Source organism: Aminomonas paucivorans DSM 12260, assembly GCF_000165795.1.
Classification (GTDB): domain Bacteria; phylum Synergistota; class Synergistia; order Synergistales; family Synergistaceae; genus Aminomonas; species Aminomonas paucivorans.
Genome location: NZ_CM001022.1, coordinates 825,888 through 849,318, shown reverse-complemented (window position 1 = coordinate 849,318; position 23,431 = coordinate 825,888). Strand labels below are relative to the sequence as shown.

17 protein-coding genes are annotated in these 23,431 nt (G+C 66.3%); 2 read left to right on the top strand and 15 right to left on the bottom strand.

What is annotated here, in order from left to right; genetic code table 11:
- Positions 1 to 73: 73 nt before the first annotated feature.
- From nifJ to dctP, 10 genes are all read right to left on the bottom strand, one after another.
- The gene (nifJ, locus tag APAU_RS03720) at positions 74 to 3,601 is read right to left on the bottom strand and encodes a pyruvate:ferredoxin (flavodoxin) oxidoreductase (protein ID WP_006300352.1); all 3,528 of its coding nucleotides are present in this window, start codon (positions 3,599 to 3,601) and stop codon (positions 74 to 76) included.
- A gap of 135 nt (positions 3,602 to 3,736) precedes the next feature.
- The gene (locus APAU_RS03715; RefSeq protein WP_006300351.1) at positions 3,737 to 5,686 is read right to left on the bottom strand and encodes an FAD-dependent oxidoreductase; all 1,950 of its coding nucleotides are present in this window, start codon (positions 5,684 to 5,686) and stop codon (positions 3,737 to 3,739) included.
- Positions 5,687 to 5,772: 86 nt separating this feature from the next.
- A complete protein-coding gene (locus APAU_RS03710; RefSeq protein WP_006300350.1) occupies positions 5,773 to 7,569 on the bottom strand; it encodes a hypothetical protein in 1,797 nt (598 codons plus the stop codon).
- A gap of 181 nt (positions 7,570 to 7,750) precedes the next feature.
- The gene (hypD, locus tag APAU_RS03705) at positions 7,751 to 10,111 is read right to left on the bottom strand and encodes a trans-4-hydroxy-L-proline dehydratase (RefSeq protein WP_006300349.1); all 2,361 of its coding nucleotides are present in this window, start codon (positions 10,109 to 10,111) and stop codon (positions 7,751 to 7,753) included.
- 5 nt (positions 10,112 to 10,116) lie between these two features.
- Positions 10,117 to 11,022, bottom strand: a complete 906-nt coding sequence (locus tag APAU_RS03700; protein WP_006300348.1) for a glycyl-radical enzyme activating protein — start codon at positions 11,020 to 11,022, stop codon at positions 10,117 to 10,119.
- 23 nt (positions 11,023 to 11,045) lie between these two features.
- Positions 11,046 to 11,744 (bottom strand): GntR family transcriptional regulator, encoded by a 699-nt coding sequence (locus tag APAU_RS03695; RefSeq protein WP_006300347.1) that lies wholly within the window; start codon positions 11,742 to 11,744, stop codon positions 11,046 to 11,048.
- 605 nt (positions 11,745 to 12,349) lie between these two features.
- The gene (locus APAU_RS03690) at positions 12,350 to 12,592 is read right to left on the bottom strand and encodes a hypothetical protein (protein WP_006300346.1); all 243 of its coding nucleotides are present in this window, start codon (positions 12,590 to 12,592) and stop codon (positions 12,350 to 12,352) included.
- Between the two features lie 92 nt (positions 12,593 to 12,684).
- The gene (locus APAU_RS03685) at positions 12,685 to 14,001 is read right to left on the bottom strand and encodes a TRAP transporter large permease (protein WP_006300345.1); all 1,317 of its coding nucleotides are present in this window, start codon (positions 13,999 to 14,001) and stop codon (positions 12,685 to 12,687) included.
- Positions 13,998 to 14,486, bottom strand: a complete 489-nt coding sequence (locus APAU_RS03680; protein ID WP_232207755.1) for a TRAP transporter small permease — start codon at positions 14,484 to 14,486, stop codon at positions 13,998 to 14,000. The genes APAU_RS03685 and APAU_RS03680 overlap by 4 nt, the downstream gene beginning before the upstream one ends.
- A gap of 254 nt (positions 14,487 to 14,740) precedes the next feature.
- Positions 14,741 to 15,748, bottom strand: a complete 1,008-nt coding sequence (gene dctP / locus APAU_RS03675; protein ID WP_006300343.1) for a TRAP transporter substrate-binding protein DctP — start codon at positions 15,746 to 15,748, stop codon at positions 14,741 to 14,743.
- 814 nt (positions 15,749 to 16,562) lie between these two features.
- On the opposite strand from dctP, the gene APAU_RS03670 reads away from it, so the two are divergent.
- Positions 16,563 to 17,432 (top strand): LmeA family phospholipid-binding protein, encoded by an 870-nt coding sequence (locus APAU_RS03670; RefSeq protein WP_006300342.1) that lies wholly within the window; start codon positions 16,563 to 16,565, stop codon positions 17,430 to 17,432.
- A gap of 68 nt (positions 17,433 to 17,500) precedes the next feature.
- Here APAU_RS03670 and APAU_RS03665 read toward each other — a convergent pair whose 3' ends face one another.
- The 3 genes from APAU_RS03665 to APAU_RS03655 form a co-directional block, all read right to left on the bottom strand.
- On the bottom strand, positions 17,501 to 18,550 hold the full coding sequence (locus tag APAU_RS03665) for a hypothetical protein (RefSeq protein ID WP_156789423.1): 1,050 nt from the start codon (positions 18,548 to 18,550) through the stop codon (positions 17,501 to 17,503).
- Positions 18,551 to 18,598: 48 nt separating this feature from the next.
- Entirely contained in the window at positions 18,599 to 19,171 is a 573-nt protein-coding gene (locus APAU_RS03660; protein ID WP_006300340.1) for a manganese efflux pump MntP, read from the bottom strand.
- Between the two features lie 213 nt (positions 19,172 to 19,384).
- Positions 19,385 to 19,807 carry a GNAT family N-acetyltransferase gene (locus APAU_RS03655; protein WP_006300339.1) on the bottom strand — a complete coding sequence of 141 codons (423 nt, stop codon included), beginning with the start codon at positions 19,805 to 19,807 and terminating at the stop codon, positions 19,385 to 19,387.
- Positions 19,808 to 19,900: 93 nt separating this feature from the next.
- Between APAU_RS03655 and APAU_RS03650 the strand changes: the two genes are divergently transcribed.
- The gene (locus APAU_RS03650; protein ID WP_006300338.1) at positions 19,901 to 20,314 is read left to right on the top strand and encodes a secondary thiamine-phosphate synthase enzyme YjbQ; all 414 of its coding nucleotides are present in this window, start codon (positions 19,901 to 19,903) and stop codon (positions 20,312 to 20,314) included.
- Here APAU_RS03650 and APAU_RS03645 read toward each other — a convergent pair whose 3' ends face one another.
- Together APAU_RS03645 and APAU_RS03640 are read right to left on the bottom strand one after the other, a co-directional pair.
- Positions 20,315 to 21,952, bottom strand: a complete 1,638-nt coding sequence (locus APAU_RS03645) for a putative manganese-dependent inorganic diphosphatase (RefSeq protein WP_006300337.1) — start codon at positions 21,950 to 21,952, stop codon at positions 20,315 to 20,317.
- A gap of 117 nt (positions 21,953 to 22,069) precedes the next feature.
- Entirely contained in the window at positions 22,070 to 23,323 is a 1,254-nt protein-coding gene (locus APAU_RS03640; protein WP_006300336.1) for an HD-GYP domain-containing protein, read from the bottom strand.
- Between the last annotated feature and the right edge of the window lie 108 nt (positions 23,324 to 23,431).

Genomic DNA, 23,431 nt, shown 5'->3' with positions numbered 1-23,431 from the left:
AGGGAGGCGGCGGGAGAAACCCCGTCGCCTCCTCGAGAGCACGTCGAGCAGGTTTCCCTCGGCGGTCCTGCTTTTAGTTCTCCCAGGGCATGGAGGCCAGGTACTTGTAGGTGCGCCACCGGGACTTGAGGTCCTTCTCCTCCTCCGCCAGAAGCTGCGCCGCCACCTCCGGATGCATCTTGGTGAGCATCTTGTAGCGGGTCTCGTTGTAGACGTAGTCTTTCAACGGAAGGGTGGGGTCCTTGCTGTCCAGCACCAGGGGGTTCTTGCCCTCCTGGGCCAGGTCGGGGTTGTAGCGCATCAGCACCCAGTGCCCCGATTCCACCGCCTTCTTCTGCTGCTCCAGGCCGTGGCGCAGATCGAAACCGTGGTTGATGCAGTGGCTGTAGGCGATGATGAGGGAGGGCCCGTCATAGGCCTCCGCCTCCAGGAACGCCTTGATGCACTGCCCGTCGTTGGCGCCCATGGCCACCCGGGCCACGTAGACATGCCCGTAGGTCATGGCCATGAGGGCCAGGTCCTTCTTGCCCTGACGCTTGCCTCCGGCGGCGAATTTGGCCACCGCACCCCGGGGGGTGGACTTGGACATCTGCCCGCCCGTGTTGGAGTAGACCTCCGTGTCCAGCACCAGGACGTTGACGTTCCGGCTCGTGGAGAGCACGTGGTCCAGGCCGCCGTAGCCGATGTCGTAGGCCCAGCCGTCCCCGCCCATGATCCAGACGCTGCGCTTGGCCAGGGCGTAGGCCACCGAGAGCAGTTCCGTCGCCTCCGGGGTCCCCATCCGGCACAGCTTGTCCTCCAGCACGGCGATGCGCTCCCGCTGCTGGAAGATCTCCCCCTCCGTGGCCTGCTTCGCCTCCAGGATGGAGGCCACCAGGTCATCCCCCACCTCCGGGGCCAGTTTCCTCAGCAGGAGGGAGGCGTAATCCGCCTTCTGGTCCAGGGCCAGGCGGAAGCCCAGGCCGAACTCCGCGCAGTCCTCGAAGAGGGAGTTGTTCCAGACGGGGCCCCGGCCCTGGGCGTTCACAGTCCAGGGGGTGGTGGGCAGGTTGCCCCCGTAGATGGAGGAGCACCCCGTGGCGTTGGCCACCATCATGCGGTCCCCGAAGAGCAGGGAGGTGAGCTTGACGTAGGGGGTCTCGCCGCAGCCGCCGCAGGCCCCGGAGAACTCGAAGAGGGGGTGCAGGAGCTGCACGTCCTTCACCGTCCCGTGGTTCACCTTGCCTCGGTCCATCTCCGGCAGGGCGAGGAAGTAGTCCCAGTTGGCCGCCTCCGCATCCCGCAGGGGCATCTGAAGCTCCATGTTGATGGCCTTGCGCTCCGGCTCCGCCTTGTTCTTGGCGGGACAGTTCTGCACGCACAGGCCGCAGCCGATGCAGTCCTCCGGGGCCACCTGGACGGTGAACTTCATCCCCGGGAAGTCCTTCCACTTGGCGTCGGTGGACTTGAAGGTGGCCGGAGCCCCCTCCAGCAGCTTGGGGTCGTAGACCTTGGCCCGGATGGCCGCATGGGGACACACCAGGGAGCACTTGCCGCACTGGATGCAGGTGGCGGGATCCCACACGGGGATGTCGATGGCGGTGTTGCGCTTCTCGTACTGGGTGGTGCCGCTGGGGTAGGTGCCGTCCACGGGGAGAGCGGACACGGGGACCGAGTCCCCGTCGTCCACCATCATGGGGGCCAGCACCTCCCGCACGAAGGCGGGAGCCTCCGGGGACACGGGGGGCTTCAGGTCGAAGGAGCTGGTGACCTCTCCCGGGACCTTCACCTCGTAGAGGTTCGCCAGGGTGGCGTCCACGGCGTCGATGTTCTGCTTCACCACCGCCTCGCCCTTCTTGCCATAGGTCTTCTTGATGGACTTCTTGATGGCCCCGATGGCCTCGTCCTTGGGAAGCACCCCGCTGATGGCGAAGAAGCAGGTCTGCATGATGGTGTTGATGCGGTTGCCCATGCCCGTCTCCTTGGCGATGGTCACCGCGTCGATGACGTAGAAGCGGAGCTTCTTGGTCAGGATCTCCCCCTGGATGGTCCGGGGGAGGTGGTTCCAGACCTCCTCGGGGCCGAAGGGGCTGTTGAGCAGGAAGACCCCTCCGGGGACGGCGTTCTTGAGGACGTTCAGCCGCTCCAGGAAGGAGAACTGGTGGCAGGCCACGAAACCCGCCTTGTCGATGAGGTAGGAGGAGCGCAGGGGCTTGGGCCCGAAGCGCAGGTGGGACGTGGTGAGGCCTCCGGACTTCTTGGAGTCGTAGACGAAGTAGCCCTGGGCGTAGTTGTCCGTGTCCTCCCCGATGATCTTGATGGAGTTCTTGTTGGCCCCCACCGTCCCGTCGGAACCCAGGCCGAAGAAGAGGCAGCGCACCGTCTTGGGATCCTCCGTGTCGAAGGAGCGGTCGTATTCCAGGGAAAGCCCCGTCACGTCGTCCTCGATGCCCACGGTGAATCCGTTCTTGGGCTCCAGCTTGTTCAGCTCGTCGTAGACCCCCTTCACCATGGCGGGGGTGAAGTCCTTGGAGGAGAGGCCGTACCGCCCTCCCACCACCATCACGTCGGGGCGATGGGACAGGGCCTCCAGAACATCCATGTAGAGAGGCTCCCCCGGGGCTCCCGGCTCCTTGCAGCGGTCCAGGGTCGCCACCGCCCGTACCGTGGCGGGCAGGGCCTCCAGGAGCAGGTCCGAACGGAAGGGCCGGAAGAGACGAACCTTCACGAGGCCCACCTTCTCCCCCTTGGACACCAGGTGCTCCACGCACTCCTGGGCCACGTCGGCGCCGGAGCCCATGAGGACCAGCACCCGCTCCGCGTCGGGAGCCCCCACGTAGTCGAAGAGGTGGTACCGCCGACCCACGACCTTGGCGAACCGGTCCATGGCCCGCTGCACCGAGTCGGACATGGCGTAGTAGTAGGGATTCCGGGACTCCATGGACTGGAAGAAGGTGTCCGGGTTCTGGGCGGTGCCCCGGATGAAGGGGGCATCGGGATTCATGGCCCGATCCCGGTGTGCCCGCACCAGATCGTCGTCGATCAGGGCCTTCATGTCGTCGTAGCCCAGCTGTTCCACCTTGGAGACCTCGTGGCTCGTGCGGAACCCGTCGAAGAAGTGCAGGACGGGCACCCGTCCCTCCAGGGTAGCCGCCTGGGCGACGAGGGCCAGGTCCATGACCTCCTGCACCGAGGCGGAGGCCAACAGGGCCCACCCGGTGGAACGCACCGCCATGACGTCCGCGTGGTCCCCGAAGATGGAGAGGGCATGGGCCGCCAGGGTTCGCGCGGAGACGTGCATCACCGTGCTGGTGAGTTCCCCTGCGATCTTGTACATGTTGGGGATCATGAGCAGCAGCCCCTGGGATGCGGTGAAGGTGGTGCCCAGGGCACCCGCCTGCAGCGCTCCGTGGTAGGCCCCGCTGGCCCCGGCCTCGCTCTGCATCTCCGTGACGCTGGGAACGGCTCCCCAGATGTTGGGGCGCCCCTCGGAACTCCATTGATCCGCCCACTCCCCCATGTTGGAGGAAGGGGTGATCGGGTAGATGGCAATGACCTCGTTGGTGGCGTGAGCTACGTACGCCGCCGCTTCGTTACCGTCCAGGGTTACTTTCGGTCGCATGCTTTCAACCTCCTCGGATTCGCCCGTCTCTTCGGGGCCGGAAGAGCCGTTGGGCTTTCTCTTGTGTCGCATGCCTCCGCCCTGTTGCCCCAAGCTGGACCATTATAGCAAGTACGGAGCGTAAGAAACCCCCGTTTACGGATTCGTCGTCCTCCTGCGGAGGACCTCTCGGAGAGCCTCTCCCCGGGTCACGGACTCGGGTCCCCTCAGCGCCCCTCCCTCCAGGACCCGGGAGAACTCCTCCCGGGAGACCCAGGTCCCCGAGGGGGCCGCCGACCAGGCCTCGGGAGCCTCGAACCCCGCTGCGGCCAGCAGCCCCGCAGCCTGACGGGCGGAAAGGGGCAACAGGGGGGCGAAGGACCGGTCCGAGAAGGGGGCCAGCCAGCCGTACAGGGTCGCCGCCTCCACCCCGGGCCACCAGGGAGACTCGTCGGGCACGTCGTCGAACCGGTCCATGGACAAATGGGATCGCCCCTGCCAGAGGGCAACCTGCACCTTCAGGGGATCCACCGCCCGGGGGGGCACCCCCTCCCGGGCCGCCAGGGCAGCCAGGGCTCCCGCCGCCTGCCCCGTGAGCAGGGCGATGGGCTGGAGACGGATCGCCCCGTTCACCATCCGGGAGACGGACAGGTTCTTCTCCGCCGCCACCAGGCCGTCGACCCGCTCCGGCACGAACACCTCGAAGGGCACCTGGAAGACCCCCTCGCTGGGCACCCAGGTCTTGGGGAAGGTATCCGCCCCCTCCCCCAGGTCGTGCTCCAGGTAGCGGTCCAGGTGGCTGCCGTGGATGTCGATGGGGTACTCCCCCAGGGCGAAGGCGTGGGGGAAGCGCTTCAGGGCCTTCCCGGTGCTCCGGTCCCGGCGGATGTCCGAGGCGGTGAGGGTGAGAAGCCCCAGGATGCGACGGCTTTCCCGGACGTAGGGAAAGGGAGGGAAGCTCTCCAGGATCGGGGCCAGGTCCGGGGAGAGGACCTTCCAGGACTCCCAGCGGGAGGCGCTGGGGCCGGAGAAGCCCTGGTCCCGGTCCACGGACCAGTCCTCCAGGCCCAGTTCCGTCTGGAAGTAGCGCAGGAACTGGAGGGTCCGCAGAAGGGCCAGTCGGTCCACCTCCCTCCGGGTGGCCCGGTCCTCCAGATAACGCACCGAAAGCCCCGGCTTCTCCCCCCCGTTGGCGGGGTAGTCGTTTGCCCAGTTGATCCCCGTCTTGGTCACGTTCCCCCAGGTGTCCGGCACGTCCGCCGATACGGGCAGGGGGTTGGCGGGGTCCGGAAGCCCCCGGTAGGCGTTGTGGGAGGGGATGTCGAAGGGATACTTCCCGGGCCACCGGTTCCCGTCCCGGGTCACCACCTTGCGGAAACGGGGCAGGGCCTCCCGGTACCCCGGCGGGTCTGCGGGAACCCGAAGCTCCCGGGGGAGTCCCTCGGGGTACCGCCGCACCACCGCCACCTGGGTGAGGTCCTGGATGTTCGCCTCCAGGTCCAGGTTCGGGGAGATGCGGTTTCCCGCCCGGTATCGGGCCCCGGTCAGGGGGATCAGGTCGCCGCACTCCGTGGCGTCCACGAAGACCTTCCCGGAGAGTTCCAGGGGGAACAACCCCTCCCGCAGGAACGACACGGCCACCAGCCGGTCTCCCTCCCGGGCGGCCGCCACGGGACGGGTGCGCAGGAACAGGTCCACGGACCCGCCGCTTCCCTGGGCCTCCCGGAGCAGATCGGTGAGGACCTGCTGCCCCACCCGGGGCTCGAAGGCCGCCGTGTCCGCCCCCCAGTAGCAGGTGGAGATCCCCCGACCCAGGCGGGCGTAGTGCTCCCGGACCCGGTCCAGAAGCTCCCGGTAGATCCCGGAACGGTTGCGTCCCTGGTCGTCCATGGTGGACACCGCCGCCCCGGTCATCTGCCCCCCGATCCAGGAAGACTCCTCCACCAACGCCACCCGGGCTCCCATGCGGGCCCCCTGGATGGCTGCGGCGCAGCCCCCCGCCCCGGCCCCCACCACCACCACGTCGTACCGGGGAGCCCCCCAGGCCCCTCCGGAAACCAAGAGGATGCAGCAGAGCGCCCACGCCAGCCGTTCCCATCCCTTCATCAAGCCACCCCCTCGAAACGCGGGAGGGCCGGGCTCCCTTCGGAGCCCCGGCCCTCCCGATTCAGACGTTCCCTTCGAGAAACCTCCTACCAGCGCAGATCCCGAACCGCCTTGGAGCCGTCCTCGAAGAGGGCCTCCACCCGGACGGAACCTTTCTTGCGGCTCAGGGACTTGTTGTCCTCCATCCAGAGCTGCAGGACGAGGGCCCCGTTCACGGGGACCGACACGCTCCCGTCCGAGGCGTTCAGATACGCCCCGCCGGGCTTGCGGACTCCCACCAAGCCGTTCCGGTTCCCCGGGACGGTGTCCCAGACGCCTCCGCCCGTGGTGGCACGCACCAGGAGGGCCTTGAGGGTGCCCTTCCCGTCCAGACGGACGGAAAAGCCCCAGTCCACCTTGCCGTTCCCCCGGAGCAGCTCGTCTCCTCCCACCCGATCTCCCTTCAGGGAGAGGGGCCGACCCAGGATGGCGAGCTTCGGAGCCGCGGCAGGCTTGGCCGGGGCGGCAACGGTTCCCGTCTCCTTCTCCAGGACCCGGCCGTCCTCGAACACCAGGCTCACCCGGAAGGGGCCCGTTCCCGCGGCGTCTCCCCCCGCGTAGAGGCTCAGGGGGGTGGTGCCGCTCACGGGCAGGCGCAGGGACCCGTCGCCCCGGTTCAGAAACTCCGTCTTCCCCTCTCGGGCCACCCCCAGCAGGGCGATCTTGTTTCCCGGAATGGTGTCCCAGGCCCCGTCCCCCTTGAGGGAGCGCAGCTTGGCCCCGGTGAGGACGCCCTTGCCCTGGACCACCACCGTGAAGCGCCGATCCCGGTCGAAGTCCCCGCCCCGGTTCTCCCCGGGGCCCAGCAGGTCGAAGTCCGACGCCTCGGGCCCCTTGAACTCCGTCAGGGTCGGGGCCCCCTCGGGCAACGCGGCGGGAGCCGCATCCCGGGTGAGGAGGGTTCCGTCCTCCAGGGTCAGGGTGAGCTGGGACCGGGTTTCAGGGCGACTCAGGCTTCCGTTGTCCTCCAGGAAGAGCACCAGCTCCGTCTGGTCGCGGAAGGGCACCCGCAACGTCCCGTCCGCCCGGGTGAGGATCTCCGTGGAAGGACGGGTCACCACCACCAGCCAACGCCCGTTGTCCTTCAGGGTGTCCCAGGTCCCCTCCGGCCCCCGGTGGTTGCTGAACCGGATTCCCGTGATGATCCCCCGTCCCTGCAGCTTCACCCGCACCCGCCAGTCCGGGGTTCCGTTGCCCTTCAGGGCCTCTCCCTGGCCGACCAGGTCCCGGTCCGAGGGCCCCTCCACCCGAGCCTCCAGGATCCGGGGAGCCCCGGAAGCAGCGCTGGGGGAAGGCGAAAAACCCGCAGCGGGCGTGGGCGTCAGGGTGGACGTGGGGGAGACGGTCAGCGTCACCGGAGCCGCGTGGACCCGTCCCTTGGCCTCGCTTCGGTCCAGAAAACGCACCGTCACCTCATACTCCCCGCCCTTGGCTGCCTCCCCCGCCAGCTCCGAGACCACCAGCCGAAGCCGAGTCCCCAGGAGAAACGCCACGGCGGGAAGGCGGCTGTTGCCCTGGTTCAGGAGCCCACCGCTTTCGTCCAGGACCCCCAGGGTGGGGCGTCCGTTCCCCGGGACGGTGTCCCAGACCATTCCGGTGGTCAGGTGCTTCAGTTCCGCCCCCACCACCGCCCCGGCTCCCTCCAGGGTCACCGAGAAGGCCAAATCCTTCTTGCCGTCTCCCTGGATGTTTTCGCCGGTCCCCAGACGGTCCTCCACGAGGCCGTCAAAGGCCAAGCTCCGCACGGTCCCCATGGCGGCGCAGACCATCCCTGCCCAAAGACAGCCCAAAAGGCCCAGGGCCACCACCCAGCTTCCGCGCACCGTCCCCCGTCGTGTGTGCATCCTTCATCCTCCTCTGCTAACCACGCTGGAACCTCCGGTACGGGAAAACGATACCATATTCTTGCGCGACGCGGCCCCGAAAAGGGGAAGGAGCGGGACGCCCGAGGGCGCCCCGCTCCTTCCGGGGAGGGTGGTTCGAGAAAGACCGGGGTTTGCGGCCCCCGGCCGGAAGCCGTCGGCTTTAGAACTCTTCCTGGGCGGTGCGGGCGATGATCTCCTCCTGGTGGTACTGATCCAGATCCACGAAGTAGTCGCTGTAGCCCGCCACGCGCACCAGCAGGTCCCGGTACTGGTCCGGGCTCTTCTGGGCATCCCGCAGGGTGGCGGAGTCCACCACGTTGAACTGGATGTGGTGCCCTCCCATGCGGAAGTAGGTACGGATCAGCTGGGCCAGCTTCTCGATGCCCTCCTCCCCCGCCAGGACGGAGGGAAGGAAGCGCTGGTTCAGCAGGGTGCCGCCGGACTTCACCTGGTCCATCTTGCCCAGGGACTTCACCACCGCCGTGGGGCCGTGGCGATCCGCCCCATGGGAGGGGGAGGTGCCGTCGGACTCGGGCAGGAGGGCGAACCGGCCGTTGGGCGTGGCCCCCAGCTTCTTGCCGAAGTACACGTGGCAGGTGGTGGACAGCATGTTCAGGTGATACGTGGGCCCCTTGGGGGAGTGCTTCCCGTCGATGGCCTCGAAGAGGGAAGCGTACACCCGCTGCATCAGGGAGTCCGCGTAGTCGTCGTCGTTGCCGAAGAAGGGGGTCTTGTTCCACACGAACTGGCGCAGCTCCTCGTGCCCCTGCCAGTTGTCGTCGCAGGCCTTCACCAGGTCCGCCAGGGCCACCTTCCGATCCTCGAAGACGTGCTTCTTCAGCACCGACAGGCTGTCGGTGATGGTGCCGATGCCGCAGCACTGGATGTAGTCGCTGTTGTACTTGGGGCCTCCGTCGTAGTAGTCCCGGCCGTTTTCGATGCATCCCTCCACCAGGACGGACAGGAAGGGGGCGGGGGCGTAGGCGGCGAACATGCGCTGGAGGAAGTTGTCGTTGCGGATCTTCACGTCCACCACGTGGTTGAGCTGCTTCACGAAGGCGGCGTAAAGGTCCTCGAAGTCCCGGAAGGAGGCCAGGTCTCCCGTGCGCAGCCCCACCTGCTTGCCCGTCAGGGGGTCCACCCCGTTGTGGAGGGTCAGCTCCAGGATTTTGGGGGTGTTCAGGTAACCATGGAGGAGGTAGGCCTCCCTGCCGAAGCAGCCCGTCTCCACGCAGCCGCTGGTGCCGCCCTCCCGGGCGTCCTCGGGGGTCTTCCCCACCCGGACCTGTTCCTGGATCACCATGTCCGCGTTGAACACGGAGGGGTAGCCCGAACCCCGGCGGATGACCTTCCCCGCCGCCTTCAGGAACCGCTCCGGGGTGCGGCCGGAGATCTGCACGCTCACCTGGGGCTGGAGCAGCTGCAGCTCGTCCAACACTTCCAGAACCAGGTAGGACACCTCGCTGGTGCCGTCGGAGCCGTCCCTCTTCAGCCCCCCCAGGTTGATCTGGGTGAAGTCGTTGTAGGTGCCGCTTTCCGCTGCGGTGACCCCCACCTTCGGGGGTGCGGGGGTGTTGTTGACCTTGATCCAGAAGCAGGAGAGAAGCTCCTTGGCCTTTTCCCGATCTAGGGTGCCCTCCGCGACGCCCTTCTCATAGAAGGGCGCCAGGTGCTGGTCCAGGTGCCCCGGGCTCATGGCGTCCCAGCCGTTGAGTTCAGTGATGGTTCCCAGGTGGACGAACCAGTACATCTGCAGGGCCTCCCAGAAATCCCGGGGGGCGTGGGCGGGCACCCAGCGGCACACCGAGGCGATCTTCTCCAGCTCCGCCTTGCGGACCGGGTTCGTCTCGCTGGCGGCCATCTTCTCCGCCAGCTCCGCGTGGCGCCGGGCGAAGAGGATCGCCGCGTCGCAGGAGATGGACATGGCCTTGAGTTCCTCGTTGCGCTCGTTGGCGTGCGGGTCGTTCAGCCAGTCCAGCTTGGTCTGGGCCTCGGCGATCTTGGCCTGGAAGTCCTCCATGCCCAGGCGGTAGATCTGACCGCCCATGACGGTGTGTCCCGGGGCCCGCTGCTCCATGAACTCGGTGAAGCAGCCCGCCTCGTAGAGGTCCATCCACTCCCGGGGGATCTGGGCAAAGGCCCGGTCCCGCATGGAGCGTCCCCGCCAGTAGGGGATCACCTTTTCCCGGTAGACGTCGATGTCCTTAGGGTCCACGGCGTAATTCGTCATGGGCCGGGAGTTGAGGATCTCCAGGTCCTCCGCGGAATGGCAGTTCAGCTCCGGAAAGGTGGAAACCGACTTGGGACGGGGTCCCCTCTCGGCCACGATGAGGTCGTCGGGACCGATGTAGATCTCCTTCTTCTCGCAGAGGTTCCGGAAGTTCAGCGCCCGGGTCACGGGGACGGAATACTTGCCCCCGTTCTCCAGGTAGAACTCCGTGGTGAGCAGGGCCCGCTCGATGGAAATGCTGGGCCGGGTCTCGAAACTCTCTTTGCGCAACCGTGCGATCCGTTCGTTCATGTCCCTCATCCTCCAATCGTGACCTCCAGTCCCTGACGCCTCAGAGCCTCCGCGGCGACGCGAACCTGGTGCTCCGTGGGCGGAGGGGTCTCCTCCAGGCGATACGTCATCCCCCACTTCGGATACTTGCTTCGCCCCGCCGTGTGGTACGGCAGGAGATTCAACCCTGCGACGTGGTTCAGGGACGCCACGAAGCGCCCCAGGGCATCCAGGTTCTCCGGGGAGTCGTTGATCCCGGGGATCAGGGGGACCCGGATGTTCAGGCGGGCTCCCGCCTCGTCGAGACGCCGGAGATTGGACAGGATGAGCACGTTGTCCACCCCCGTGTAGAGCCGATGCGCCTCCGGGTCCATGTGCTTGAGGTCGTAGAGGAAGAGGTCCGTGTGTCGCGCCACCCGGAGGATCGTCTCCTCCGGGGCGAAGCCGCAGGTGTCCACGGCCCGGTGGAACCCTGCGGCCCCGCAGGCCTCCAGGACCTCCAGGAGAAACTCCGGCTGCATGAGGGGTTCCCCTCCGGAGAAGGTGACCCCGCCGCCGGACTGGTCGTAGAAAAGCTCGTCCTTCCTCGCTTCCGCCACCAGCTCGGGGACCGTCAAGGTCCGCCCCACCAGCTCCAGGGCCAGGGAGGGACAGACGGACGCGCAGACCCCGCAGCCAACGCAGCGGGAGAGGTCCACGTGCACCCCGTCGTTCACGAAGGAGAGGGCCTTGTGGGGACAGGACTCCACGCACCGGCCGCAGCCGATGCACCGGTCTTTCCGGTAGAGGACCACGGGGAGGAGAGACTGGCTCTCCGGGTTGTGGCACCACCAACAGGACAGGGGACACCCCTTGAGGTGAAAGGTGGTCCGGATACCCGGCCCGTCGTGGATGGAGTACTTCTTGATGTCGTAGACGATCCCCGTGGTCATCCCCGCTGCCCTCCCCTGCCCGTTCAGGCGCCCTTCTTTTCGTCCAGCTCGTTCTGCCGGGCGAAGTAGTACTTGCGAATGAACCGTTCCTGGACCGAGAAGGACCAGTGCACGTCCCGGATGAACTCCGCGGCCCCGTTGAAGTCCTTTCGGCTCACCAGCTCCACCAGATCGTCGTGCTCCCGGGTGGAGTTGATCTCCCATTCCCGGACGAAACCCTTGTTGCGGGGAAAGTCGTAGAGCCGCTCCTTGAGGATCTTCACGGTATGGAGCAGGTCCCCGTTTTCCGAAAGCCCCAGGTAGGTGTCGTGGTACTCCAGGTTCTGACGATAGAAAAGGTCGAAATCGTTCTCCTCCAGGGAGGCCTTCATCCCCTCGTTGAGGAGGTACATGCGCTTGGCGTCCTCTTCCCGGAACTTGAGGGCCACGTGGACCATCACAGAACCCTCCAAGGCGCCCAGAATCTCGTAGATGTTGCGGATGGTCTCCAGGTCGAGCTGGTTCACCATCACGCCCCGCCTCGGGTAGATGGTCACGAACCCCTCCGCCTCCAGCTGAAAAAGGGCGTCCCGCAGAGGGGTCTTGCTCATGCCCAGCTCCTTGCTGATCTCGTTGAGGTTCAGAAAGGCGCCCTGCTTCAGGCGACCGTCGTTCATCTCCCGTTTCAGATATTCGTAAACCTGCTCTCGGAGCGACTTCAGGATGAAATGAGGTTCCTCCATCTTTCGCAACGCCTCCGTAAGCTGTCCAGAGTGTACCACAGATATATCAGATATCCAATGCCTCCGGTCCCAACTTGCCGAGGTCTTTGCCGCCGCATTCGCGTTTCTCAGACTTCTCTTCCTCCTTCCCCACCGGCTCCACAGCGGCCCACGCAACGGGTCCGACGCAAAAAACCTGCATAACACAGGGGTTTTTGCCGGATCAGGCCCCCAGGGAATCCAAAAGCCACGTCCCTTTCCCTTTCGGCCACCCGTTCTTCTCCTCTCCGCTCCTCGGTTCAGGCATCCCCCCGCAGCGTCGCTGCGTCAGAATCGCAGAAGACACACCAAACCCAGCGTTTGGAAAGGTCGACCTCCTCCTCGCAGCGCATCCCGTCTTCGAGGCCGAATATTCCGCCTAAAACATCAGGCCCTTCGTGCCTCGCCCCCGGCAGAGGCTTTTCGCCTCCCATCGCCACAAGCTTACCAGCGGCGCACCTTTAGAGGGGGAGAAACGGCATAAGAGGGGGGCGAATCGCCCGATCCCTGCGGGGACGGAAGGCGCGAAACGGGAGAAGGGCCTTCGGGACAGGGCGCAGCGAGAACGCGCCCCAGGCCGAAGGGAGTCAGGGGGTTTCGGGATCCGTCCCCTCGCAGAGGAGGGGGGAGCCATCCTCTCCGCCTTTGCCACCGAACCAGCGCCGAAGCCGCCCCTTCACGGGGGGGTCGGGCCACTTCTTCTTCGTCGCCGTCCGGGAAAGGGCCCCGAAAAGCATGGCCCCCAGGTAGGCCCAAGGGGCCCGGGTGACCAGCGCCACGGCGAAGAAGGCAAAACACAGAGTGGCAAAGAGGTTCCGGTAAAAAACCATGAAACGTTCGTTCCTTTCCGGCCTGGGGGAGAGGCCGTCCGCAAGGGCCGCTTCGGCCCCGCAGGGGGGCCGAAGCGGCGGGAGATCCGAACCTACCAGGGCACGTCCAGGATCACGTGGGGCAGGAAGAGCACCAGTTTGGGCACGTAGGCGGTGAAGAGCAGCACCGGCAGCCAGCACAGGAGCATGAAGGCAAGGGCGGGCTTCATCATCTCGTTGATGGGCGCCTTGCCCAGTCGGCCTCCCAGATAGAGCACCGGAGCCGCCGGCGGGGTGATGCAGCCCAGGGCGGTGTTGACCCCCAGGACCGCGGCGTAGTGGATGGGGTTGAAGCCCAGCTGCATGATGATGGGCATCATGATGGGCGTCGTGAGCACCACCACGCTGATGTCGTCCATAAGCATCCCCATGATCACCAGGAAGACGTTGATCATGGCCATGATGACCCATCGGTTCTCCGAGACGGACTGGAAGAGGAAGAGCATCTTGTTGGGCAGGTCCTCCAGCACGTAGAGTCGGGAGAGCATGGACACGGAGTAGAGCATCACCATGATGACCCCGGTGGTGACGGCGGACTCGATGACCACGTCCCAGAGCCCCTTCCAGTTGGTCCCCTTGTAGACGAAGAGAGCCACAGGGATGGAGTACAGCACCGCCACGGCGGAGGCCTCGGTGGTGGTCATGACACCCCCGTAGATGCCCCCCAGCACGATCACGGGCAGCATGAGCGCGGGGATGGCCTTGCGTCCCCTCTCCTTGAAGAGGTTCCACTTCTCCTCGGAGGTCCGCTTGTGGGCCACCAGTACCTGCTCGTTGCCCCGAAGCAGGTACATGTTCACCAGACAGATGAGGGTGGTGGTGACGATGCCCGGCATGACCGTGGAGAGGAAGCAGGCGAGGATGGACTGGCCGCTGATCCAGGCGAAGATGATGAGGGTGGCGTTGGGGGGAATGAGCAGCCCCAGCAGGGAGGCGTTGGACATGAGGGCCGCCGCGTGTCCCCGGGGGTAGCCCCCCGCCTGGAGTCGGGGGAACATGATGGTGCCGATGCAGGACAGGGTGGCGCAGGCGGCGCCGGAGATGGAGCCGAAGACGGCGCAGGAGATGGTGCCCACCACGCCCAGGCCACCCCGGACGTGACCCACGAACACGTCCACCATGTCGATGAGCTTCTCCCCGATCTTCCCCCGCTCCATGATGCCCCCGGCCATGATGAACATGGCGATGGCGATGAGGGAGACGGAGTTCATCTGGGTGAACCCGTAGGGCAGGAGCTGGCTGGGCTCGTATCCCATGCCGTCGGGGCCGCCGAAGAAGATGAGCCACGCCGCGGAGGCCATGAAGCTCACGGGCACGGGAACGCCGATGACCAGACACGCCATGAGAACCAACAGGGCAACGTAGATCATGCTTTTTCACCTTTGAGAAGGGCCTTGGCGCTCTGAAGCAGCGCCACGCCGAAATACCAGGCCATGAAGAACAGGCCCAGGGTGATGGCCAGATAGGAGGTCCAGAGGGGGATGCGCCAGATGGTGGTCATGGGGAGCGCAATGCCCGTGCCCAGGGGACCGCGGAAGCCGAACATGAAGAATTCGTAGCCGTAGTAGAGGAAGAGGCAGGTGACGGCGAAGGTGACCAGATCCTTCAGGAACGCGAGAAAGCGCTTGAAGCCCCCCTCGGGGATGTAGGCGGTGACCAGGTCGGCGCTCACGTGGCTCTTGTTGAAGGCCCCGTAGCCGGCGCCGCAGAAATAGAGCCAGAAGGCGAAGAGCTTCACCCATTCCTCGTAGCCGTAGAGGTCCGCCTGAAAGACGTAGCGCATCAGGGTGGCGGCGGTGATGAGCGCCGCCAGGAGCACGGACATGGAGAAACACACCAGAGAAAAGAAACCCACCACGACTTTGTCGACGGGGTTCTTCGGACGGTGGGGTGCCGGGGAACAGACCGTTCCGCAGGAGTCGCAGGACGGGGTATCCATCGCTTCCACTTGCTCGGACACGAATACACACTTCCTTCCTTAGTTCCGGGAGACCGGCGCGGATCTTTCGTCGCAAAGGCCGGGCGCTCCCGGGCACACGCCCGGGAACGCCCACGGCCCTTCGGGGAGAACGGGTCTCCCGCCTCGGGTCCCTAAGCGGGGCTCGGGGTCTATTTCGGCGCCAGGTTCTTGCGGAACTCGGAGATCAGCTCCTTGGTCATCTTGCCCTCCAGCTTGGGCCAGCTGGCGGCGACCGCCTTGGCGATGGGGACGAGCTGGGCCTCGGAGTAGCGGAAGACCTTGATGCCCTTCTTCTCCATGGCCTTCATGGACTGCTCGTCCAGGGCCTTGGCCTCGTCGATGCTCTTCATGGTGGCCCGGGTCAGCGCCTCGGCCACGATCTTCTGGTCCGCCGGCTTGATCTTGTCCCAGGTCTTCTTGCTCATCATGAAGTTGATGCACTCCATGGAGTAGTTGGTGGCGTACCAGTACTTCAGGACGTCGCCCAGGGCGGTGAGGGCAGCGGTGGTGGCGAAGCCGTTCACGCCGTCGCAGACCCCGGTCTGCATGGACTGGTACACGTCCGCGTAGGGGATGGTGACGGTGCGGTAGCCCTGAGCCTCAGCACCCAGCTTGTACACGTCCATGTTGGGGACCCGGCAGAGGATGCCCTTGTTCACCTTCGGGTTGAGGGGATCCTTGGCGGGCTTGGTGGTACCGGTGCCGATCATGCCCTCCACGTAGAAGCCCAGCAGCTTCACGCCCAGACGGCTGTTGAGTTCGTCCATCTTCTTGAAGAGCCACCCGTTGGGGTTGAAGGCCTTCTTGGCGGAATCGTAGCCCGTGACGTAGCCGTTGATGTACATCAGCTCCAGCCGGGGGTCGAACTGGCTGGGCACGGAGGTGAGGGACATGTCGATGGTGCCCCGGATGAGTTCCTCGTAGACCAGGGTATAGTCTCCCAGCTGGTTGCCCGGGAAGACCTTGATCTCGATGCGCCCCTTGGTCTTCTGGCCGATCTCCTTGGCCACCGCCTGCATGAGCTTCGTGCCGGGGTGGTCGGCGGGGTACTGCCCCGCGAACTTCAGGGTGAGTTCCGCGGCCTGCACCGCAGGGGCCATACAGAACACCGCAGCCATCGCCGTCAGGGCGAGCTTCGCAAACATGCCTTTCTTCATGAAAACCGTCCTCTCCTTCCCAAACCGACAGGGCTTCTGCCCCGTCCCGAGCTTCCTTCCTCCCGGATCACCCCAGGCCCGCAAAGAAACAATCCCCTCCCCCGCATCCCTCCTCAACGTTCGCAAATGAAGGGGGCGACCGACCTTGGGACGTCGCCCCGGAAGAAACCGCCTCTCTTTGTATGTGATACTTTATTCGCAGACCAAAGGAGGCATCCGTCAAAGCGTGTGAATCCCTTACATCCCGCAAAACACAGGCGGCCCCTCGGAAAGGGGCGCGTGAAAGGGGAGAGCCTCGCCCATTCGTCCCGGATAAACCTAAAAAAAACCTCCGTTGCGGGACATTAGCTTAAAAAAATTCCCACAATCTCCTTCTGCGATCCAGAAACGTCGTGGGAGCGATTTAGCTGAAGGGATTTTAGAAACTGAGTTTGGGCGCTTCTTAGATATTTCAGATATCAATGGGACATAAGATACGCACTCCCCGAACCCTCGTCAAGAGTGAGGGATCCGAGGACCTCGGCGAACCGGGGCACCGGAAGACATCCCTAGAGGTCAAACCGGACAAAACCCCAAGAAAGAAAAGCTGCATCCCCTGCTGCGGACCAACCTCCGAAGTCTGGGACGCAAGAAACAAATTTTCTTAGGAAGGGGACAAATGCACCTCCCGATCAGAGGGGAGCCGAGGCAGGGCACCCTCCGCTGACACCCCTTCCGGGGGATGGTAGTCTGATGATGCGTCCTTCCCCGAAACGACGCTCCTCCGTTTGCGGACGAACCGGGGAATCACAGCAGATTTCGGAGGTGGTGTCCCATGAAGGAAAGCACGGGGAACAGAAGGACACGGAAGGACGAGGGCGGAAGCCGTTCCTTGGGGCGCCTCCTGCTGGCCCTGGCGGTGGGGGTCCTTTCCCTGTCCGGCGTGCCGGGCTGCCTGGCCGGAGAAAAGGAACCGGAGGGCGGGAAGAGCTTCGTCGGGACGGTGGAGGGGACCGCCCCGGAGGTCCGCCTGCTTCGCGGACTGGTGACGGCCCTGAAACCGGAAAGCCTGGACCTGACCCTGGACGGCAGCCCCGACGAGTCGGGCCGGGTCCGACGGCTCTTCTTCGAGGCGCGGGGCGTTCGCCAGGGGGGGGTCCGCATCGACCGTCTTCGGGTGGAGGCCCTCTTTGTGCAGCTTCAGGAGGAGAAGGACGCTCCCTCAAACCCTGGGGGGGCTCCCGAACCGGGGAACCTGGGGGTGAAGTCGGCGGTGCAGGGCTACTTCGAGGGACGGGTCACGGAGAAGGACCTGAACGACTTCCTCCTGGGGGCGACCCTCTCCTCCGGAAACTCCCAGTGGAAGGACCTGCACCTGGACCTGCGCCCCGGAGGCTTTACCGCCTCCGCCCGCTTCTCCACCGGGGCGGTCTCCGCCCTGGTGGAGATCCGAAGCCGCCTGGAGATCCAGGAGCGCGACCGGCTGCGCATGGAGGACTACCAGGTCTCGGTGAACAACGCGGACACGGACATGGCCCTGGTGAAGGAGGCCCTCGAGAAGGCCCAGCCCCTTCTGGACTTCCGGGACTTCCCCTTCCCCGTGCGGCTTCGCCACCTGGACCTGGACGAGCAGAGCCTGGTGCTGGCCACTCAGACCCCGCCCTCCCTCTTTCCCGGAAAGACCCTGACCTATCGGGCCCGCTGAGGTCCCAGACGAGAGAGGGGGAGGCCTTCGGGCCTCCCCCTCTCTCGTCGCTTTCCCCCGGAAGGGGGTCAGTGCAGCAGGATGCGCAGCTCCGTCACCTTCGCCAGGCCGTCCTCCGTCCGGTCGGAGACCACCGGAAGGGGAACCCAGGGGCCCGCCCCCTCCCGGCAGAGCACCCACCCCTGGTGGGCGCCTTCCGCGACTTCCCGGTCCGCGGGGCGCACCGCTCCGGAGAAGAAGGGGAACTTCCCCGTCAGGTCCTCGAAGTCCGGCCCCCGAAGGATCAGCCACTGATTCATCCGCTGGGTTTCCTGAAGCTCCGGGCTGAAGGTGTGGTTGCGGGGGACGATCTGGAACCCCCCGATGTCCCCCGCCGGGGTGGTGCTGACGCAGAGGACCCCCAGGTGATTGGCCCGAACCCGACTCGCGTCCTGGTAGAGGGTTCCGGAGAAGCGTCCCGTCCCGGAGACGGGGCGATCCACCAGGCCGAAGAGGTGGTCCCCCGAGCCGTCGTGATACCAAGCCCTGCCTCCCACGCGGTTTTCGATCTGCAGGTAGTCCACCGCCGTCTCCGGTACGAAGACCTCCACCTCCAGGGCCTTGGCCACCTTGAGGAGGTCGGGGGAGCGGAAGCGGATGCGGCTTCCGATGGCGTTGATCACGTACACCGGGGAACCCACCGTGGGGGCGTAGCGTCCCCAGAGACCCATGCCCCCGGTGCCCTCCACCACCAGGCAGGACCCCAGTCCGGCGGTGGCCACGAAGGTGGCGGTGGGGATGAGGCTCAAGGTCCGTCCGCGGTTTCCCTCCACGTCGATGAGGAAGTGGTGGGCGTTGGCGGCGGTGGCCACCACCTCTCCCCCCACCCCGTAGCGGCTGGCGGTGAAGCCGGGATACTTGGTCTTCCAGGGGAGAACCCGCACCTTGCCGCAGGGGACGGCGGAACCGTCGGGAAGACGGACCTCCGCAGGGGCACCCACTTCGAAGGGGATGTGGAGGGTGTAGAGAAGCTGTCCCTGGGGCTCCGCAGAGGCGGGATGGGGAAGGAGAAAACCCGAGAGGAACAGGACCAGAAGAAGAGGGCGCAGGAGAACGGTGCATCTGCATTGACTATTCATCATAGGACCCATCATACGAGCCCCCGGGCCTTTCCGCCACCCCGCACGTCAGATGCCCCGACAAAGATGGTCCAGGAGGATCTTCAGGCCGATGCCCACCAGGACCACCCCGCCCAGGACCTCGAAGCGTCCGCTCTGTCCGCGGAAGAACCGTCCGGAGGCCAGCAGCCCCCCCAGACAGACCAGGAAGGTGATCCCTCCGATGACCCCCGCCGTGGGCAGGACCCGCACGGGCATGCCCAAGAAGCTCACCCCCACCGCCAGGGCATCAATGCTGGTTCCCAGGGCCAGCAGGAGCAACAGGCGCCCCCGGGTGGGATCCCCCTCCCCCACAGGACAGTCCTCCTTTTTCCCCCGGCCCTCCCGGACCATCTTGCCCCCCACGAAGAGCAGGAGCCCGAAGGCCACCCAGTGGTCCAGGGGGCGGAGCAGATCCGCGAACCGGGCCGCCAGGATCCAGCCCAGCAGGGGCATGAGTCCCTGGAAGAAGCCGAAACACCCCGCCACCCGAAGGGTATCCCTCCGGGTCAGCCGGACGCGACACAGGGGGATGGCACAGGACACCGCGAAGGCGTCCATGGACAGGCTCAGCCCGAGCACCGTCGCCAAGGTCCAGTTCATGGTCTTCTCTCCCCTCCCGCCCCGCGGGGCAACAAAAAGCGAGACTTCGCATGGCGACACCATGCTAAGTCTCGCTCGCCGACTCGAAATCGCGGCGGCCGGACCAGGCGCCCGAAGGCGCCAGCCTGTTGATCCGGCCTCGTGAGCTACTCCCTTAGGTCCCCGCAGGGACAGGGTCCATTTTACCCCAGAGAGGGGAAAAGAGACAGGACGCTACTCCACGTACCCCTGTTCCCGACGCTCCTCATAGCGAGCGAACCGCCCCATGCCCGTCTTCATGCGCCGGAAGCCCAGGCGTTCGTAAAACGGCTCCTTCCCCGGGGAGGCGAAGAGGATCACCGTGAGCCCCTCCATGCGGGAAAGAAGGGCGGACACCACCGCACGCCCCACCCCGGCCCCCTGGGCCTCCGGGAGTACGCAGACGTCGTAGATCCCTCCCTGCCAGACCCCGTCGGAAAGGGCGCGCCCCAGCCCCAGCAGCCGCCCCTCCCCGTAAACGAAGCACACGTGGGCGCTGGCCTCGAAGGCGGCCCGCAGATCCCTGGGGTCCCGGGTCCCCAGGGGGGCCCGCTCCACCAGCTCCGCCGCCTCGTCCCAATCCACCCCATCGGTGGTCTCCCGCACGGTCCAACCCATGACGTCCCCTCCCCCTTCCCTTCGGGGTCATTCTACGCCCCACCCCCCCGGGCTTGGGGCATACTGGGGGCAGGAAGGGAGGGATGATTCCCCATGAAGAGCCACACGGAGTACCTGTGGATGGACACGTCCCGAAGGAAGGAGCTGGTGCACCTCACCCCGGCCCTTGAGGGAATCCTGGAACGCAGCGGCATCCGGGAGGGGATGATGCTGGTCTCGGCCATGCACATCACCTCGGGGATCCTGGTGAACGACCACGAACCGGGGCTGCATCAGGACATCCTGGACTGGCTGGAGCGCCTCGCCCCGGAGGACCCGGGGTACCTCCACCACCGCACGGGGGAGGACAACGGGGACGCCCACCTCAAGCGCATCCTGACCCACCACCAGGCGGTGCTGCCCGTCACGGAGGGGCGGCTGGATCTGGGCCCCTGGGAGCAGGTGTTCTACGCGGAGTTCGACGGACAGAGGCGGAAGCGGGTGGTGGTGAAGGTCCTGGGGGAGTAGCTACTCCTCCTCCAGGGCCCGCACCAGGGCGGGAAGGAGCTGTTTTTTCCGGGACATCACCCCGGGAAGCCGGACCCCCTCGGGAGAGGGAGTCTGGCCGAAGGCCCGGAAGAGGAGGTCCCGCTGCTCCCCCGCCGCCAGGACCCGGGAGGATTCGTCCAGGGGATCCGTGAGCATCAGCGCCACCAGGCCGTAGCCCCGGCGCCCGCACAGGTCCTCCATGGCCCGAGCCAGCTCCTCCCGAAGGGACGGGGAGAGGGCGGACTCCGCCACCACCAGTTGCCCCACCGCGGCGGACCAGTCCCCCAAGGCGTACTCCTTCAGGTCCTGCTGGAGCAGGTCCTCGGGTTTCTTGCCCTCCAGGGAGGAGGCGGCCCGGAAGAGTTCCGCCGCGAAGGCGTCCAGATCCCGGATGCCCGCCATCTCCCCCATGCGTTCCGCCGCCATGCGGTCCAGGGGGGTGGAGGTGGGGGACTTGAACCGCAGGGTGTCGGAGAGGACGGCGGCGCAGAGAAGCCCCGCCACGGGGCCCGTGGGCCGGAGTCCGTTCTCCTCGTAGAGGGAGCACACCAGGGTGGCGGTGCTGCCCAGGGGCTCGTTGCGGAAGAGGATGGGGGATCCGGTCTGGATGTCCCCCACCCGGTGGTGGTCCAGGATCTCCAGTACCTCCGCCTCCTCGATGCCCGGGACGGACTGGGCCCGCTCGTTGTGGTCCACCAGCACCACCTTCTTGCGCTTTCGGGAGATGAGGTGGTATCGGGCCACGAAGCCCTGGACCCGGTTGCGGGAATCCACCACGGGGTAGCTTCGGTACCGGGTACGCAGCATGGCGTCCCGGATGTCGTCCACGAAGTCGTCCAGGTCGAAGACCACCAGCTCCCGGGAGGTCATGACGTGGCGCACCGGGAGGCTCAGGTTCACCAGCCTAGCGGCGGTGAAGGTGTCGCAGGGAGCCACCAGGACCCGGCACCCCGCCGCCTCGGCGGCGGATCGGACCTCCGGCTCCACGTCCCCGCCCCCGGTGACCACCAGGCAGGAAGCGCCCAGCTCCAGGGCCCGGAGCTGGTTCTCCCTCCGGTTGCCCACCAGGACCAGGTCCCGGGGCTCCACGAACTCCCCCATCCGATCCGGGGTCATGGCGGCCACCACCACCTTGCCCTCCACCCGGCCGGACAGGTCCCCCACCTCCACCCGGGCGGTGAGGGTCTCCGCCAGGTTGGTCCAAGGGGTCTGCCCCGCCGCCAGCCCCCCCGCGTCCAGGCTGTCCATGTACCGCTCCGTCAGGTCCGACAGGGTCGCCACCCCCAGGAGCCGCTCGTGGTCGTCCACCACAGGCAGGGTCTTGGCGCCGTGGCGCTTCATGAGGTTCCAGGCCACCTTCAGAGAGCACTCCGGGGAGACGGGGATGGGGGGATCCAGGTCCAGGTCCTCCACCCGAGGCCGCACCGTCTCCAGAAGCAGGGGTTCCGGGAAACCGAAGGTCTTGAGGACATGGGCCGTCTCGGGGTTCAGGTCCCCCAGACGGCAGGGCACCGCCTCATGCCCCAGGCGACGCTTCAGCTCCGCGTAGGCGATGGCGGAGGCGATGGAATCCGTGTCGGGGTTGCGGTGTCCCACCACATAGAGCGTGTCTTTCATTCTCTTCTCCCCTTCGTCTTTTGGTTCGCCCCACTCAGGGGAGTACAGCATAGCCCAAGGGGCCCCGAAAATCCCGCGACGAAAGATTCTTCCTGTTGCGACATTCCCGGGGCCCCGTCAGGCGTAGATGGCGCTTTGCACCGTCAGGTCCGTCCGGGAGGCCAGGTCCACTTCCCAGAGCCCCTCCCTGCGGCCGGTCCGGATGTTCTGGGAGCACCGCACCAGGGGACGCTGCCGCCGCGCCGGGTCCACCCGATCGGTGCAGTCCACCACCAGCCCCACGTCCCCGTTGGAGAGCACCAGGGTGGTGCCGAAGGGGTAGGGCACCACGTACCGGGCCAGCTCCTCCAGGATGCCCCCGTGCACCGCCCCCTCCGCCGCCAGAGCGAAGAGCCGCTCCAGTGCCTCCGCGGGGTGGCAGGCCTTGTCGTCCTTCGCCGTCCCCATGCCCGGTCGCTGGGGGCGGCTGGACACCAGGGCGTCGAAGGTGGTCGCCAGGATCGCCGCGTCCACGAAGGGGTGGTGGTCCGTGGAGCCCCTGGGGTAGCCCTGCCCGTCCCGCCGTTCGTGGTGGTTCGCCACCACCGCCCCCGCCAGGGGGGACAGGGAGGGAAGCAGACGGGCCATCTCCCGGCTCACCCGGGGATGAGGGTAAAGGTACTTCGCCCGGTCCTCCGGGGAGAAGATCGGCACGGCCAGCACCTCCCGGGGGATGGAAAGCATCCCCCCCTCGCACAGGAGGATGCCCGCGAGCAGGTCCTCGAAACGTTTTTCGTCGAAGGGGTGTTCCCGATGCTCCCGGTGCCCCCCCCGATCCTCCACGTAATGGAAGCTCCCCTCCCGGTAGCTGTTCTCCAGGACCCGGGCGGCCAGGATAGCGGACTGCACCGCGTGCTCGAACACGTAGAGGGAGTTGTGTTTCGGCGCAGGGAGGTCGAAGGAGAGCAGAGCATAGCGCCGATCCCGCACGTCCTCCAGGATCGAGCGGGCACAGTGCCGCAAAGCCTGGTCCACCTGCATCAGATCCCGGAATTCCACCGCGCCGCCCCCCGCCCCTCGGGGAGGCGCGATCCGTTCCCTCTCTCCCCGGTCCGCCCGCTCCACGTACTTCTCGTAGAGAAAACAGTAGATCCCCTCCAGGCGCCGCACCAGATCGAACCGGGCGGTCTCGTCGGGCACCACCGCCCGGGAGAGCACATCGTCAAACCCTTCCCTCCGGACGTACACCGCGTGGACCACCCCGTCCAGGGACTGGATCTGCTGCTCCGAGAGGGGCACCCCGGCCTTCAGGAGGAGCACCCCGTCGTTGCGCAACACGTCCACCGCCAGGCACATCCCCGGCTCCAGTCGGCTCACCGACCGCCTCTGCACCCCACCACCCCCTAACGAATTCATGGTACGCCCCCCCGGAAGGGGGCACAACAACGCCGGTACATTAGGCTCCTTCCATTTTCCACCGATCTGTAACTTGTTTTAGGG

Bases quoted from the DNA above. Each gene is read 5' to 3' on its own strand.
- APAU_RS03700 (WP_006300348.1), bottom strand. From the start codon at position 11,022: ATGACCACGGGGATCGTCTACGACATCAAGAAGTACTCCATCCACGAC.
- APAU_RS03690 (WP_006300346.1), bottom strand. From the start codon at position 12,592: ATGGTTTTTTACCGGAACCTCTTTGCCACTCTGTGTTTTGCCTTCTTC.
- APAU_RS03650 (WP_006300338.1), top strand. From the start codon at position 19,901: ATGAAGAGCCACACGGAGTACCTGTGGATGGACACGTCCCGAAGGAAG.
- APAU_RS03645 (WP_006300337.1), bottom strand. From the start codon at position 21,952: ATGAAAGACACGCTCTATGTGGTGGGACACCGCAACCCCGACACGGAT.
- hypD (WP_006300349.1), bottom strand. From the start codon at position 10,111: ATGAACGAACGGATCGCACGGTTGCGCAAAGAGAGTTTCGAGACCCGG.
- APAU_RS03710 (WP_006300350.1), bottom strand. From the start codon at position 7,569: ATGCACACACGACGGGGGACGGTGCGCGGAAGCTGGGTGGTGGCCCTG.
- APAU_RS03715 (WP_006300351.1), bottom strand. From the start codon at position 5,686: ATGAAGGGATGGGAACGGCTGGCGTGGGCGCTCTGCTGCATCCTCTTG.
- APAU_RS03665 (WP_156789423.1), bottom strand. From the start codon at position 18,550: ATGAATAGTCAATGCAGATGCACCGTTCTCCTGCGCCCTCTTCTTCTG.
- dctP (WP_006300343.1), bottom strand. From the start codon at position 15,748: ATGAAGAAAGGCATGTTTGCGAAGCTCGCCCTGACGGCGATGGCTGCG.
- APAU_RS03695 (WP_006300347.1), bottom strand. From the start codon at position 11,744: ATGGAGGAACCTCATTTCATCCTGAAGTCGCTCCGAGAGCAGGTTTAC.
- APAU_RS03685 (WP_006300345.1), bottom strand. From the start codon at position 14,001: ATGATCTACGTTGCCCTGTTGGTTCTCATGGCGTGTCTGGTCATCGGC.
- APAU_RS03670 (WP_006300342.1), top strand. From the start codon at position 16,563: ATGAAGGAAAGCACGGGGAACAGAAGGACACGGAAGGACGAGGGCGGA.
- APAU_RS03655 (WP_006300339.1), bottom strand. From the start codon at position 19,807: ATGGGTTGGACCGTGCGGGAGACCACCGATGGGGTGGATTGGGACGAG.
- APAU_RS03660 (WP_006300340.1), bottom strand. From the start codon at position 19,171: ATGAACTGGACCTTGGCGACGGTGCTCGGGCTGAGCCTGTCCATGGAC.
- nifJ (WP_006300352.1), bottom strand. From the start codon at position 3,601: ATGCGACCGAAAGTAACCCTGGACGGTAACGAAGCGGCGGCGTACGTA.